Annotated in this window: 12 protein-coding genes; 7 read left to right on the top strand and 5 right to left on the bottom strand. The window is 52.7% G+C overall.

Annotated elements, in window-relative coordinates:
• Positions 1 to 8: 8 nt before the first annotated feature.
• The 6 genes from H7R76_RS04945 (at position 9) to H7R76_RS04920 (ending at position 6,877) form a co-directional block, all read left to right on the top strand.
• Positions 9 to 917, top strand: a complete 909-nt coding sequence (locus tag H7R76_RS04945; protein ID WP_182967112.1) for a hypothetical protein — start codon at positions 9 to 11, stop codon at positions 915 to 917.
• Between the two features lie 536 nt (positions 918 to 1,453).
• Complete coding sequence (locus H7R76_RS04940; RefSeq protein WP_035893990.1) at positions 1,454 to 2,344, top strand: carbohydrate ABC transporter permease; 891 nt, start codon at positions 1,454 to 1,456, stop codon at positions 2,342 to 2,344.
• The gene (locus H7R76_RS04935) at positions 2,337 to 3,239 is read left to right on the top strand and encodes a carbohydrate ABC transporter permease (RefSeq protein ID WP_106925888.1); all 903 of its coding nucleotides are present in this window, start codon (positions 2,337 to 2,339) and stop codon (positions 3,237 to 3,239) included. The genes H7R76_RS04940 and H7R76_RS04935 overlap by 8 nt, the downstream gene beginning before the upstream one ends.
• 12 nt (positions 3,240 to 3,251) lie before the next feature.
• Entirely contained in the window at positions 3,252 to 4,379 is a 1,128-nt protein-coding gene (locus tag H7R76_RS04930; protein ID WP_106925887.1) for an ABC transporter ATP-binding protein, read from the top strand.
• A 14-nt stretch (positions 4,380 to 4,393) separates the two neighbouring features.
• Positions 4,394 to 5,680, top strand: a complete 1,287-nt coding sequence (locus H7R76_RS04925; RefSeq protein WP_106925885.1) for an ABC transporter substrate-binding protein — start codon at positions 4,394 to 4,396, stop codon at positions 5,678 to 5,680.
• Between the two features lie 69 nt (positions 5,681 to 5,749).
• Positions 5,750 to 6,877: an oligogalacturonate lyase family protein gene (locus tag H7R76_RS04920; RefSeq protein WP_182967110.1), complete on the top strand. Its 1,128-nt coding sequence runs from the start codon at positions 5,750 to 5,752 to the stop codon at positions 6,875 to 6,877.
• 88 nt (positions 6,878 to 6,965) lie between these two features.
• Here H7R76_RS04920 and araE read toward each other — a convergent pair whose 3' ends face one another.
• The 3 genes from araE to kduI all read right to left on the bottom strand — a co-directional run bounded on the left by araE (position 6,966) and on the right by kduI (position 10,423).
• The gene (gene araE / locus H7R76_RS04915; protein ID WP_182967108.1) at positions 6,966 to 8,384 is read right to left on the bottom strand and encodes an arabinose-proton symporter AraE; all 1,419 of its coding nucleotides are present in this window, start codon (positions 8,382 to 8,384) and stop codon (positions 6,966 to 6,968) included.
• Positions 8,385 to 8,711: 327 nt separating this feature from the next.
• Positions 8,712 to 9,473: a 2-dehydro-3-deoxy-D-gluconate 5-dehydrogenase KduD gene (gene kduD / locus H7R76_RS04910; protein WP_052282041.1), complete on the bottom strand. Its 762-nt coding sequence runs from the start codon at positions 9,471 to 9,473 to the stop codon at positions 8,712 to 8,714.
• A gap of 113 nt (positions 9,474 to 9,586) precedes the next feature.
• Entirely contained in the window at positions 9,587 to 10,423 is an 837-nt protein-coding gene (gene kduI / locus H7R76_RS04905; protein ID WP_106925879.1) for a 5-dehydro-4-deoxy-D-glucuronate isomerase, read from the bottom strand.
• 470 nt (positions 10,424 to 10,893) lie between these two features.
• On the opposite strand from kduI, the gene H7R76_RS04900 reads away from it, so the two are divergent.
• On the top strand, positions 10,894 to 12,069 hold the full coding sequence (locus H7R76_RS04900; protein ID WP_182967106.1) for an oligogalacturonate lyase family protein: 1,176 nt from the start codon (positions 10,894 to 10,896) through the stop codon (positions 12,067 to 12,069).
• Positions 12,070 to 12,269: 200 nt separating this feature from the next.
• Here H7R76_RS04900 and H7R76_RS04895 read toward each other — a convergent pair whose 3' ends face one another.
• The gene (locus H7R76_RS04895) at positions 12,270 to 12,983 is read right to left on the bottom strand and encodes an oligogalacturonate-specific porin KdgM family protein (RefSeq protein WP_106925875.1); all 714 of its coding nucleotides are present in this window, start codon (positions 12,981 to 12,983) and stop codon (positions 12,270 to 12,272) included.
• 477 nt (positions 12,984 to 13,460) lie between these two features.
• Entirely contained in the window at positions 13,461 to 14,648 is a 1,188-nt protein-coding gene (locus H7R76_RS04890) for an acetyl-CoA C-acetyltransferase (RefSeq protein WP_106925873.1), read from the bottom strand.
• Positions 14,649 to 14,696: the final 48 nt, after the last annotated feature.

Here is a 14,696-nt window from a genome sequence, read left to right as displayed (position 1 = left end):
GGACTGTTATGAAATTGCTAACGCTTGATGAGCTACATCCAGCGGACGTACTGCTTTTCTCTGCCGAAAAGAAAAGTTTTATTTCCTGGGCAATGACCTTTCTGACGGGCGCACCGGTGAGCCATACAGCGCTGTATTACGACACGCTGCCGCCCACCATTATTGAAAAAATGCCGCCGCAGGTGGCCACTACCCCTGCAGCACCTCGCTTTAGCGGGCGCACCGTTCATGTCTATCGCCATACCGGCCAAGGAGCGCTGACTCCGGTGATTGATGCCGCACGTCAGTACCTGAATAATCAGGAACCCTATGATCATGCCGGGTTGTATATGGTTGGCCTGTTACTGATGTATAAAAAATTCTCGATTACCCGCGCCAGGCAGCAGGTCGTGATTCGGATTTTGCAAAAGCTGACCGCCACCCTCACCCGCTTTATTCAACAACATCAGACTCCACACCAACACCCGATGGTCTGTTCACAGTTTGTTGCCCAGTGTTTTGACGATGCCGGCAGCACCTTTCGTCTGCAGTTCCGCCATGCTACGCAGGTCGATTCGGCGATTGGCGAAACGCTGCTTGATAAAGCCATAGAGTGGACAGCGCAGCGCCGGCGCGCCGTGGGTGCATATGATCTGACAGAAGAAGTAGAAAAGGCCAGCGATGAAGCACTGTGCGAAGCACTACACAATGCGTTTATGGAAAACGTGTCACGGCCAACACCACCGATGACCGACGCGTTAGCCGAATCCATTTACCACTTTGCGCAAGCGCATGCGGCGTTATTAAACCTCGATACGACGGCTAAGAAATATCATCCGCTTACAGCCCTGAGGGCGCATAACAATATGTTTATCGCTCCCGGCGATCTGATGCGGAGCTGTAATAATTTAATGCCAATGGGCATTGTGATGATTTAGCGATCATCATCACAAAAACCTCATTATATAAATTTCCACCGCTTACCCAAGATAAAGCCTCATCGGGTTTACTGAGGTTTTATTTTTAATTAACCAACACATTAGTTAGCGAATTAATGATTAAATCAGTAAATTATATCGTTTATTCCAATCTAAATACCCCCTGTCAACTTCCATACCAGAAGCCCCTAACGGTGCCGCCTGAGCGGTAAAAACGCCATCGCCGTCACTATAATGAAACATCGTTTCGACTCCGATCACATTTTCATGATTAATCGAATGACGTGGAAACAAATCGCAATAAAATAAATTTAAAACGGTGTTTTATAAAATGATTGTCGCAAAGCATGAGATTTTAAAACGCAACAACACCGACCAAAGGATTACGTTAAATTTTATTGAATTACATTCACTTACAGGGAAAGGCTGCATGACTGACACCAAGTTAACGCTTTAAACGCTCTGGCGCCAGAAGGCGCGAGGGATGTAACCAACACCCAATCCGTTTGACACACTTGTTCGCCAGGTAGGTATGTATGAATGAAAACAGAATGCTGGGTTTGGCCTGGATTTCACCCTATATAATCGGGTTGATAATCTTCACGGCCTTCCCGTTCGTTTCATCTTTCTTCCTCAGTTTTACTGAGTATGACTTGATGAGTCCACCGGTGTTTAATGGCATCGAAAACTATCGCTACATGTTTACCGAAGATACCCTCTTCTGGAAATCCATGGGCGTGACCTTTGCCTACGTATTTTTGACCATCCCCTTAAAACTCGCTTTTGCTTTAGGGATTGCGTTTGTTCTTAACTTTAAATTACGCGGTATCGGCTTCTTCCGTACGGCTTACTATATTCCGTCCATCCTCGGTAGCTCCGTGGCTATCGCCGTTCTGTGGCGCGCCCTGTTCGCCATCGACGGCCTGCTGAATAGCTTTATCGGCGTTCTCGGTTTCGATCCGGTCAACTGGCTGGGCGAGCCGTCTCTGGCGCTGATGTCCGTTACCCTGCTGCGCGTATGGCAGTTCGGCTCTGCGATGGTTATCTTCCTGGCCGCGCTGCAAAACGTCCCACAGTCTCAGTACGAAGCGGCGATGATCGACGGCGCCTCTAAATGGCAGATGTTCATGAAAGTGACCGTGCCACTGATTACGCCGGTTATCTTCTTCAACTTCATCATGCAGACCACCCAGGCGTTCCAGGAGTTCACCGGTCCGTACGTCATCACCGGCGGTGGCCCAACCTACTCAACGTACCTGTTCTCGCTGTACATCTACGACACGGCGTTCAAGTACTTCGATATGGGTTATGGCGCTGCGCTGGCATGGGTACTGTTCCTGGTCGTTGCGGTCTTCGCCGGCATCGCCTTTAAGTCTTCAAAATACTGGGTGTTCTACTCCGCCGATAAGGGAGGCAAAAATGGCTGATATCCAACAAATCTCCGACGCTCAAAGCATCGCTGAACGTGAGGTTGCCCGCACCCTTCGTCGTGAGAAGATCAACGCATGGGTTCGCTATACCATCCTGCTGATCGTCGGTTTGTTAATGCTTTACCCGCTGGCGTGGATGTTCTCGGCGTCGTTCAAACCGAACCACGAGATCTTTACCACCCTGAGCCTGTGGCCGGCACACGCGACCTGGGACGGCTTTATTAACGGCTGGAAAACCGGTACCGAGTACACCTTCGGTCATTACATGCTGAACACCTTCAAGTATGTCATTCCTAAGGTGATCCTGACCATTATCTCCTCCACCATCGTGGCGTACGGCTTTGCCCGCTTCGAGATTCCGTGGAAGAAATTCTGGTTCGCCACGCTCATCACCACCATGCTGCTGCCGAGCACCGTACTGCTGATTCCTCAGTACCTGATGTTCCGCGAAATGGGCATGCTGAACAGCTACATGCCGCTGTACCTGCCGCTGGCCTTCGCCACGCAAGGGTTCTTCGTCTTCATGCTGATTCAGTTCCTGCGCGGCGTACCGCGTGACATGGAAGAAGCAGCGCAGATTGACGGCTGTAACTCCATCCAGGTGCTGTGGTATGTGGTCGTACCGATTCTGAAGCCGGCGATTATCTCCGTCGCCCTGTTCCAGTTCATGTGGTCCATGAACGACTTTATCGGCCCGCTGATCTACGTCTACAGCGTTGATAAGTACCCGATTGCACTGGCACTGAAAATGTCCATCGACGTCACCGAAGGGGCGCCGTGGAACGAAATTCTGGCAATGGCGAGCATCTCCATTCTGCCATCCATCATTGTGTTCTTCCTGGCACAGCGCTACTTCGTACAGGGCGTGACCAGCAGCGGAATTAAAGGTTAAGAGGGATATATCATGGCTGAAGTTATTTTCAACAAACTGGAAAAAGTGTACTCCAACGGCTTCAAAGCGGTACATGGTATCGACCTGAAAATCGCAGAAGGTGAGTTTATGGTTATCGTCGGTCCGTCCGGCTGCGCCAAATCCACCACCCTGCGTATGCTGGCAGGACTTGAAACCATCAGCGGCGGCGAAGTCCGCATCGGCGAAAAAATCGTCAACAACCTCGCGCCGAAAGAGCGCGGGATTGCGATGGTGTTCCAGAACTATGCGCTGTACCCGCACATGACCGTGCGTGAAAACCTGGCGTTCGGCCTGAAGCTGAGCAAAATGCCGAAAGATCAGATCGACGCCCAGGTCAATGAAGCGGCGAAAATCCTCGAGCTGGAAGAGCTGCTGGACCGTCTGCCGCGTCAGCTCTCCGGTGGTCAGGCACAGCGTGTGGCCGTAGGCCGCGCGATTGTGAAAAAGCCGGACGTGTTCCTGTTCGATGAACCGCTGTCTAACCTTGACGCTAAGCTGCGTGCATCAATGCGTATCCGTATTTCCGACCTGCACAAGCAGCTGAAGAAATCCGGCAAGCCGGCGACCACCGTTTACGTTACCCACGATCAGACCGAAGCGATGACCATGGGCGACCGTATCTGCGTGATGAAGCTGGGCCACATCATGCAGGTCGATACCCCGGACAACCTGTACCACAAGCCGAAGAACATGTTCGTTGCTGGCTTTATCGGCGCGCCGGAAATGAACATTCGTTCCTGCAAACTGGTGAATAAAGAAGGCCGCCTGAACCTGAGCATCGGCGACGAGTTCATGCCGCTGAGCGAAGATCTGCACCAGAAATTGAGCGGCCACGATAACGAAGAAGTGTTCTACGGCATTCGCCCGGAGTTCGTTTCCCTTTCCGATGAGCCGTTCGCTGAAGGCGGCTGCAGCGGTGAGATGGTTCGCGTCGAAAACATGGGTCACGAGTTCTTCGTTTACCTGAAAGTCGCGAACTACGAGCTGACGGCACGCATCCCTTCAGATGAGGCTAAGCCAATGATTGATAAGGGGCTTCATCGTAAGGTGTACTTTAAGTTTGACATGAACAAATGTCATATCTTTGACGCTAAAACTGAACAGAACCTCTCTCTCTAATCTGGAGTATTACAATGAAAAAAGTGCTTTTAAGCGCAGCAATCTCCGCTACCCTGGGCCTCACGGCCCTCCCTTCTATGGCAAAGGATGTCGACCTTCGCATGTCCTGGTGGGGCGGTAACGGCCGCCACCAGGTCACCCTGAAGGCGCTGGAAGAGTTCCATAAGCAGAACCCGGACATTAACGTCAAAGCAGAATACACCGGTTGGGACGGCCACTTATCCCGTCTGACCACCCAGATCGCAGGCGGCACCGAGCCTGACGTCATGCAGACTAACTGGAACTGGCTGCCGATTTTCTCTAAAACCGGCGACGGCTTCTACGACCTGAACAAAATGAAGGATGTCATCGACTTAAGCCAGTTCGATGCCAAAGAGCTGCAGTCCACCACGGTGAACGGCAAGCTGAACGGGATCCCAATCTCCGTGACCGCGCGCGTGTTCTACTTCAACGATGAAACCTGGAAGCAAGCGGGCGTTGAATACCCGAAAACCTGGGATGATTTGATGGCGGCGGGCAAAACCTTCGAGAGCAAACTGGGTAAACAGTACTATCCAGTGGTTCTTGAGCACCAGGATACCCTGGCGCTGCTGAACTCGTACATGACGCAGAAATACAATATTCCAGCCATCGACCAGGAAGCGAAGAAATTCTCCTACAGCAAAGAGCAGTGGGTTGAATTCTTCCAGATGTACAAAAAACTGGTCGACAGCCACGTGATGCCGGACACCAAATACTATGCGTCATTTGGTAAGAGCAACATGTACGAAATGAAGCCGTGGATCCAGGGCGAATGGGGCGGTACTTACATGTGGAACTCCACCATTAACAAGTACTCCGATAACCTGAAGCCGCCAGCCAAGCTGGAACTGGGTAGCTACCCAATGCTGCCAGGCGCCACCGACGCGGGTCTGTTCTTCAAACCAGCGCAGATGCTGTCTATCGGCAAATCCACCAAGAACCCAGAAGCGGCAGCGAAAGTGATCAACTTCCTGCTGAACAGCAAAGAAGGCGTGGATACGCTGGGCCTGGAGCGCGGCGTGCCGCTGAGCAAGGTTGCGGTGAAATACCTGACCGAAGACGGCATTCTGAAAGAAGACGATCCGTCAGTATCCGGCCTGCGTCTGGCGCAGTCTCTGCCGGCTAAACTGAGCGTGTCTCCGTACTTTGACGATCCGCAGATCGTGGCGCAGTTCGGTACCACGCTGCAGTACATCGACTACGGCCAGAAAACCGTTGAAGAAGCCGCGGCCGACTTCCAGCGTCAGGGTGAACGTATCCTGAGACGCGCCATGCGTTAATTGCTGTTAATGCGTTAATACCCTGCAACTTCCGGTTGCGGGGTATTTTTTTATTCAAGGAGAAAGGACATGAAAGGCAAAATCATCCCGCTGAATTTCCGTCACCAGAAGGACAGCGAAACCGGTCACGAAGTGATCCGGATGACGCCACCGCATATCATTTGCCATCGTAACTACTTCTACCAAAAATGCTTCACCCGCGACGGCGGCAAGCTGATTTTTGGCGGTGCGTTCGAGGGGCACTGGAACTACTACTTGCTGGATATTGCCGCGCAACAGGCAACCCAACTGACCGACGGCGCCGGGGATAACACCTTCGGTGGTTTTCTTTCCGATGACGACCAATCGCTGTGGTATGTAAAAGATACGCGCCAGCTTAGACGCGTCGATCTGACCACGCTGGAAGAGTACGTGGTCTACGAGGTGGATGACGAGTGGGTTGCCTACGGCACCTGGGTAGCAAACTCAGACTGCACAAAGCTGGTTGGCATTGAGATTAAAAAAAGCGACTGGCAGCCGCTGACCGACTGGTCGAAATTCCGCGCGTTCTACTTTACCAACCCGGAATGCCGCTTAATCAATATCGATCTAAAAACCGGCGAGCAGCGCACCATTTTGCAGGAAAAACGCTGGCTGGGGCACCCGATCTACCGCCCGTTTGACGACGCGACGGTGGCGTTTTGCCATGAAGGTCCGCGTGATGCGATCGACGCGCGTATGTGGCTGGTGAACGAAGACGGCAGCAACGTTCGCTGCGTGCGTCAGCAGCAGCCAGGAGAAAGCTTTACCCATGAATTCTGGGTTCCGGACGGTTCGGCGCTGTATTACGTCGCCCATCAGGAGAATAACCCGCACCGCTATCTCTACAGCGCCGATCCCGCAACGCTGGAAAACCGCCAGTTGATGGAGATCCCGCCCTGCTCTCACCTGATGAGCAACCACGATGGCTCGCTGATTGTAGGCGACGGCGCACCGCATAACACCGGTGATATTAGCCTGAACGATCCGTTTATCTGGGTGTTCGATCTGCAAACCGGCGGCAAGAAAGCCATTTGCCAACACAACAGCAGCTGGAAAGTGCTGGACGGCGACCGCCAGGTGACGCACCCGCATCCGTCGTTCTCACCGGACGGTAAGTGGGTGCTGTATACGTCCGACGCGGAGGGGATGCCGGCGCTGTATTTAGCGAAGGTATAAAAAAAGCCGGGTGGCGGCTACGCCTTACCCGGCCTACGTTTGGCGCTACCTTGTAGGCCCGGTAAGCGTAGCGCCACCGGGCATTCCATCAGACGCCGATATTGCGCAATTTCTCGCCTTTCATCAGCTTGCGTTCAATGTGCTCCAGCGTAACCCCTTTGGTTTCCGGAATCAGCCAGAACGTCACGCCGATAAAGGCGATATTCAGCACGGTGTACAGCCAGAACGTCCCTGCCGCACCAATCGAATCCAGCAGCGTCAGGAAGGTCGCGCCGATAATCATATTCGATACCCAGTTCGTCGTGGTTGAACAGGTGATACCAAAGTCGCGACATTTCAGCGGCTGAATTTCGGAACACAGGATCCACACCACCGGCGCAGCGCTCATCGCATAGCCTGCAATGCACATCATGGTCATGCCCACCGACAGCCAGGACAGCCCGCTTGAGGCGGTGCCGTTATCAAACTGCATCAGGCAGTAGCCCAGCACCAGCGTACCGAGCGCCATCACGGTAAAGCCGATTTTCAGCGCCGGTTTACGCCCCGCTTTGTCCACGGTAAACACGGCAATAAAGGTGGCGAACATGAAGGTCAGCCCAACCACCAGCGTGGCAATCATCTGCTGTTCGGTGGTGGTGAAGCCCGCCATTTTAAAAATACGCGGCGCGTAGTACATGATGATATTCATGCCGGTGAATTGCTGCATCGCCTGCAGCAGCATGCCAAGAAATACGGCGCGGCGGACGTTGCGATTGATCTTAAACAGCGCCCAGCCGCCCTGCTTCAGCTTCAGGCTTTCACGAATTTCGTTCAGCTCATCGCGCGCTTTCTCAGAGGTGTCGCGCAGCATCCGCAGTACCTCTTCGGCCTCAATATGGCGGCCCTTTTCCGCCAGCCAGCGCGGGCTGTTAGGCAGGAAGACAACCAATACAATCAGGACAACCGCCGGTAGCGCCAGCACGGCAAGCATCGCACGCCAGTTGCCGCTGTAGCTGAACGCGGTATCGGACAGGAACGCCATCACGATCCCCAGCGTCACCATCAACTGGTACATACTGATCATCTTACCGCGAACGTTCTCGCTGGCCATTTCCGACAGATACAGCGGCGCGGTGTAGGAAGCGATCCCTACGGCCACGCCGAGAACCACCCTGGCAACCAGCAACATTTCCACATTGACGGCAAAACCCGATCCCAGCGACCCCGCCACAAAAAGCACGGCCCCCACCATCAGGCTGTATTTCCGTCCCAGGCGGAAAGAGAGCCAGCCGTTAAACAGGGCACCAATTGCTGCGCCCAGCATCATGCTGCTGACCACCCATTCCTGCAGACGATTAGACAAGACGAAGTGGTCGGTAATAAAGGGCAGCGCACCCGCAATCACCCCGATATCCAATCCAAAGAGCAGCCCGGCCACCGCGGCGGCGAATGAGACAAACCAATTCATGCGCCGGGTATCGCGCTGTGCGCTCGGCATTACCGTAGAGTCGTTACTGATTGAAGTCATTTTTTTCCTGCCAGACAGAGTAAGACATACGCATAAAGTACGGGGAGGACGCGTAACGTTGTCAGGTAAGAAAGGTCAAGGATATGGACTATATTGCTGGGTAGAGTGATTTTGTGATGGATATTTGACTTTCAATGATGCGCGACATTTGTTACATCACCTCTGCGCGTCAATAAAATTAGCCTTTATCCGATATGACAATCTGGGCAGCATGGATAATTCATGCATTTCGATATGGATAAATACAATACTACGCGGGAGGCCTTCCGCCGCCGTGCGGGAATAAAAAAACCTGCCGTAGCAGGTTTTTTTATCGCGAGCGAACGCTTAGCGCGCCAGCCAGCCGCCGTCTACCGCAACGGTATAGCCGTTGATGTAGTCAGATGCCGGAGAAGCCAGGAAGACGATCGGCCCCATCAGGTCGCTCGGCAGACCCCAACGCCCCGCCGGGATACGGTCAAGGATTGCAGCGCTACGCTCTTCGTCAGCACGCAGCTGCTGGGTGTTGTTGGTCGCCATATAGCCCGGAGCAATCGCGTTGACGTTGATGCCGTGCTTCGCCCACTCGTTCGCCATCAGGCGGGTTACGCCCATTACGCCGCTTTTAGACGCGGTGTAAGACGGAACGCGGATGCCGCCCTGGAAGGAGAGCATGGAAGCGATGTTGATGATTTTGCCGCCTTTGCCCTGCGCGATGAAGTGCTTCGCCGCAGCCTGGGACATGAAGAACACGCTCTTGATATTCAGGTTCATGACGTCGTCCCAGTCTTTTTCGCTGAAGTCGATCGCATCTTCACGGCGAATCAGACCCGCGTTGTTAACCAGAATATCGATATGGCCGAATTCAGCTACCGCGCGCTCCAGCAGTGCCGGGATGCCATCAATCTGACGCAGGTCAGCGGTCAGGCTCAGGAAGCGACGGCCCAGCGCGGTAACGCGCTCGATGGTTTCAGTCGGCTCAACGATGTTGATACCCACGATGTCGCAGCCCGCTTCCGCCAGACCCAGCGCCATACCTTGACCCAGACCCGTATCACAACCGGTGACAACGGCAACTTTGCCCTGCAGAGAGAATGAATCCAAAATCATTTTTTTATTCCTTGTCATTAGCGCCTGTACCGGACAGGCATTGTTAATCTATACACATCGTCATTCGGCGCTTGATGTCGCCCGAAAGGTTCTGTGTACAATGCTGTCCGCGACTAGCGCAGATCCTTAACGGCCACGTGATCCATGTCATCAAAGACCTGGTTCTCGCCCACCATCCCCCAGATGAAGGTATACGCCTTAGTACCTACGCCCGAGTGGATTGACCAGCTCGGTGAGATCACCGCCTGTTCGTTATGCATCACAATGTGACGCGTTTCCTGTGGCTGCCCCATCATGTGGAATACGCAGCTGTCTTCATCCATGTTGAAATAGAAATAGACTTCCATGCGGCGCTCGTGAGTGTGGCACGGCATGGTGTTCCACAGGTTGCCCGGCGCCAGTTCGGTCAGCCCCATGCTGAGCTGACAGGTTTCCAGCACATCCGGAACAAAGTATTTGTTGATGGTACGACGGTTGCTGGTGAGGTTATCGCCCAGCGTGACCGGCGCAACGTCGGCCGGAGTGACTTTTTTCGTCGGGTACGTGGTGTGTGCTGGCGCACAGTTGTAGTAAAACTTAGCCGGTTTCGCCGCGTCGACGCTGGCGAACACCACTTCTTTTGCCCCTTTACCCACGTAAAGCGCGTCGCGATGACCTATCTCGAAGCACTGGCCGTCAACGGTAATCGTGCCCGCGCCGCCAATGTTAATGACGCCCAGCTCGCGGCGTTCCAGGAAGTAGCTCACGCCAAGCTGCTTACCCACTTCACCGCCGACGGATACGGTTTTCGCTACCGGCATGATGCCGCCAACGATAATGCGATCGATGTGGCTGTACACCATGGTGTACTCATCAGCGACAAATACCTGCTCAACTAAAAACTCTTCGCGAAGACCCTGCGTATCCAGCGTTTTAGCATGAGCGCTATGAATGCTCTGTCGTACTTCCACCTGAACCTCCAGGAAAATGTGGTGTGATGCTCTTTATAAGAACGAAACTTCGTTCCGCTTTGTTAATGCTCGTATCTTATCTCTGATGAAATGGGTTTTCAATTGCAAATAAAACATCGTTTCATTTTTTCTGTGAATTAATATCAAAAATGCAAATGAGATCACGAATACGCCATGCAGCGGCATGCAGGAAAAATAAAAAACAATATTATTCATTTAGTTACATGTTTCTTTGAAAAATACTCTCTATGGAGTAAAGGAGGGTGCAAAAACAAAGATGCGCTTGACTGGGGGGCAAAAGCCTTACCAAAAAAGTCGCAGAAATGATGATTTTTCGTATAAACTGCGTCTGACATCACAAACATTGAAACAGTGTTTTGATAAATTAACACCTAATTTTTAAAATGACATCCATATCGGCTAGCGGGGTTGATAGCACCTCGTGACCGCATCAGTAAAAGGAGAGCATCATGGCTAAAGGCATGCGGGTAAAATTGAATTATGAGGTCAGCCGCGACCCGGACACCGGCGCGGAAATCACCCGCTTAACACCACCAGAAGTCACCTGTCATCGTAACTACTTCTATCAAAAGTGCTTCTTTAATGATGGCAGCCATCTGCTGTTTGCTGGTGAGTTCGACGGCCATTGGAACTACTACCTGCTGGATGTGGCGAACGCCGAAGCCGTACAGCTGACCGAAGGCGCAGGCGATAACACCTTCGGCGGCTTCCTGTCTCCGGATGACCAATCCCTTTATTATGTGAAGAACGACCGCACACTGCTGGAAGTGAACCTGAAAACGCTGGCCGAGCGCGAAGTGTACCGCGTGCCGGAAGAGTGGGTAGGTTACGGCACCTGGGTCTCTAACAGCGATTGCACCAAACTGGTCGGCATTGAAATCGCAAAAAGCGACTGGACGCCGCTGAACGACTGGCAGCTGTTCCACGATTTCTTCCACAAAGGCCCGCACTGCCGTCTGCTGCGCGTCGATCTGCAAACCGGCGAAAGCGCGGTGATCCACGAAGAGAAAAACTGGCTTGGCCACCCGATTTACCGCCCGTTTGACGACAATACCGTCGCGTTCTGCCACGAAGGTCCGCACGATCTGGTTGATGCACGTATGTGGCTGGTTAATGAAGACGGCAGCAACGTGCGTAAAGTGAAAGAGCATGCGGAAGGCGAAAGCTGCACGCACGAGTTCTGGGTACCCAACGGTTCGGCACTGGTTTACGTCTCCTACCTGAAAGGCAAGCAGGGTCGTACCATTTACCGCTTCAACCCGGATACCAACGTAAACGAAGCGCTGATGCAGATGCCGGCCTGCTCGCACCTGATGAGCAACTTCGACGGCACCATGCTGGTCGGCGATGGCTCCGGTACCCCGGTCGACGTTAAGGACACCAGCGGCTACACCATCGACAACGATCCGTATCTGTATGGCTTTGATGTCGCGAAAAAAGCCTACTTCCCGATTGCGCGCCACGACACCTCGTGGGCAACGGTACAAAACAGTCGTCAGGTGACTCACCCGCATCCGTCCTTTACCCCGGACGACAGCGCGGTGCTGTTCAGCTCTGACAAAGACGGCAAACCGGCGCTGTATATCGCCAAACTGCCGACCGAACGTAAGTTAGTACAAGCTTAAAATTCTGAGTTTAGTGTTTCTGTAACTGGCCTTGCCCTCCTTCTGGAGGGCCTTTTTTTGCCTGTCATATTATGCCCGATAAGCGAAGCGCCATCGGGCAAGACATTACGCGCACAATACTGGCGCACGGACACGAAAAACGAAAACCCCCGGCCAAATGCTCCGGGGGGAAAACGGATGAGGGTCCGATTTTGTTAATGTCAGAAGGAGTACGCTACCCCAACGCGCAGACGGGTCTGGCGTTCATCGGTAGATTTGACGCCCACGTTCCCCACTTCAAAATACGGTGACCAGTTTTTATCCCACTTGTAGGCCATCTTGGCGTTGTATTCGTTGCTGTACGGTTTGTTATTGTTGCGGTACAGGCTCTTATGCTGAGCATCAGCCTCAGTACTGCGCGCATAAACGTAGTTCAGCTCGACGCGCCAGTCACCCATCGCCCAACCCACCCAGGTATCGAGTTTGTTGACTTTATCATCCACGCCGCCGTTGCTTGACGTTGCCGGAACGCGCGTATATTCGTAGCGGTAACGCGCAGCGACATAGAAACCACTGTCGAAGCTGTACTGCGCATGCAGATAAGGTTTGTAGATAGAGAAGCTATCTTTACTTTCGATGTTAAAGCCCGGGTTCAGGGCAAAATTATTGGTCACTTTCCAGCGCCAGTTAATGGACTCTTCGTGACCATTACCCACGATTTCGTTGAACGGGCGGTCCTGTTTATCAGTATCACCACCGGTCTTCCACTTCGCTTCTACGCCAAAACCAAGACCGTTATCAAAGCGATGAGATACCGCAACGCGGTCGGCGTTGGAACCGCTGTCAATATATTCATGACGCAGGTCAACGGTGACCGCCGATGCGGCGAAAGACATACCGGATAATACAGCCAGGGCCAGAGTTTTCTTAAGCATTTGCCATCCCTCAATTGAAATTATGTTTCTTTTTTATGGAATTGGATTTTATTTTTTCCAAATATCTATTTTAGTGATCAAGATCGTAATTATTTGTTTCAGAAAAACTGGCACAAAGAGGACGTGATAAAGCTCAATAAAAAACCTACATAACCCTTAAAAAATAAAACTTAGATCACAAAGATTTATTTAAACTGAATTAAATTTTCAATATTTTACTTAAATAACAGATGGTTATCACAAAACAAATAACGTGAGTTATTTTTAGCAGGCGAAATATTCAATTTTCTACTTATATCCATGCTAAGGATGAACTGATTCACAATGCTTACATCTGAAACAAATATGAATAAAACGCCAAAGAAGAGAACTAGACAAAAACACGTTTATTGTCTGGCAGTTCGGCGGGAATAAACAAAAAAGACCTCAAATGAGGTCTTTCTGAAAAGAAAAAATATGAGGGAAACTAAAGATAACTTACTGAATATCGCGCTCAACGGCGAGCGCCACACCCTGACCGCCACCGATACACAGCGTCGCCAGCCCTTTACGGGCATCACGCTTAATCATCTCATGCACCAGAGAAACAAGAATACGGCAGCCAGATGCACCGATAGGATGCCCGAGCGCAATTGCCCCACCATTCACATTGACCTTCTGCGCGTTCCATTCCAGCATTTTACCCACCGAAATCGCCTGGGCGGCAAACGCCTCGTTAGCCTCAATCAGGTCGACATCATTCAACTGCCACCCGACGCGCTCCAGACAACGGCGCGTGGCATACACCGGAGCAATCCCCATCAGCGCCGGATCGACGCCCACGCTGGCAAAGGCGCGGATGCGCGCCAGAATCGGCAGCCCCAGTTCAAGCGCTTTGCTTTCGCTCATCATCAGCACTGCCGCCGCGCCGTCATTAATGGATGACGCGTTCCCCGCTGTAACCGAACCGGCGTGGTCGAAGGAAGGGCTTAAACGCGCCAACGCTTCGGCGCTGGCATCCGTTTGCGGCTGTTCATCGGTATCGACAACCTGCCTGCCGCCGTCCGGCAGCGGGTTAATCACCGGCACAATTTCATCACGAAAGCGGCCTGAATCAATGGCCTTACGCGCTTTGTGCTGCGAGCTAAGCGCCCATGCATCCTGCTGCTCGCGGCTAATACCGTATTCACGCGCCAGATTTTCCGCCGTGACCCCCATGTGGTAATCGTTAAAAGCGTCCCACAGGCCGTCGTGAACCAGGCTATCAATCAGTTGACTGTTGCCAAGCTGCGCGCCAGTGCGGCTGTCGGTCAGCACGTGCGGCGCGCGGCTCATGTTCTCCTGTCCGCCGGCAATCACCACATCCGCTTCACCGCACTGAATCGCCTGGGTCGCCAGATGCAGCGCCTTCAGCCCAGAACCGCAGACGTCGTTGATGGTAATGGCCGAGACGGTATTCGGCAGACCGCCTTTTATCGCAGACTGTCGCGCCGGATTTTGCCCGGTTCCTGCGGTCAAAACCTGACCAATAATCACCTCATCGATCGACGCGGCGGAAATACCGCTGCGTTCCACCAACGCGTTGATCACCAGGCTACCCAGTTCGACGGCAGAATGGCGAGCAAGCGCCCCCTGAAAACAGCCGATGGGCGTACGGACTGCACCTACGATAACGACATCTTTCATCTTGACCTCAGCGCAAAATAACCTGCGTATAGTAGATGATTGTTATCA

Origin of the sequence: Klebsiella sp. WP8-S18-ESBL-06 (genome assembly GCF_014169755.1) — a bacterium.
Classification (GTDB): domain Bacteria; phylum Pseudomonadota; class Gammaproteobacteria; order Enterobacterales; family Enterobacteriaceae; genus Kluyvera; species Kluyvera ascorbata_B.
Note: the sequence above shows the minus strand (reverse complement) of the source record. Positions and strands in the feature narration are given on the sequence as shown.

Coding starts and splice junctions, on each gene's coding strand:
- H7R76_RS04925 (WP_106925885.1), top strand. CDS start 4,394: ATGAAAAAAGTGCTTTTAAGCGCAGCAATCTCCGCTACCCTGGGCCTC.
- H7R76_RS04945 (WP_182967112.1), top strand. CDS start 9: ATGAAATTGCTAACGCTTGATGAGCTACATCCAGCGGACGTACTGCTT.
- H7R76_RS04900 (WP_182967106.1), top strand. CDS start 10,894: ATGGCTAAAGGCATGCGGGTAAAATTGAATTATGAGGTCAGCCGCGAC.
- araE (WP_182967108.1), bottom strand. CDS start 8,384: ATGACTTCAATCAGTAACGACTCTACGGTAATGCCGAGCGCACAGCGC.
- H7R76_RS04890 (WP_106925873.1), bottom strand. CDS start 14,648: ATGAAAGATGTCGTTATCGTAGGTGCAGTCCGTACGCCCATCGGCTGT.
- H7R76_RS04895 (WP_106925875.1), bottom strand. CDS start 12,983: ATGCTTAAGAAAACTCTGGCCCTGGCTGTATTATCCGGTATGTCTTTC.
- H7R76_RS04920 (WP_182967110.1), top strand. CDS start 5,750: ATGAAAGGCAAAATCATCCCGCTGAATTTCCGTCACCAGAAGGACAGC.
- H7R76_RS04935 (WP_106925888.1), top strand. CDS start 2,337: ATGGCTGATATCCAACAAATCTCCGACGCTCAAAGCATCGCTGAACGT.
- kduD (WP_052282041.1), bottom strand. CDS start 9,473: ATGATTTTGGATTCATTCTCTCTGCAGGGCAAAGTTGCCGTTGTCACC.
- H7R76_RS04930 (WP_106925887.1), top strand. CDS start 3,252: ATGGCTGAAGTTATTTTCAACAAACTGGAAAAAGTGTACTCCAACGGC.
- H7R76_RS04940 (WP_035893990.1), top strand. CDS start 1,454: ATGAATGAAAACAGAATGCTGGGTTTGGCCTGGATTTCACCCTATATA.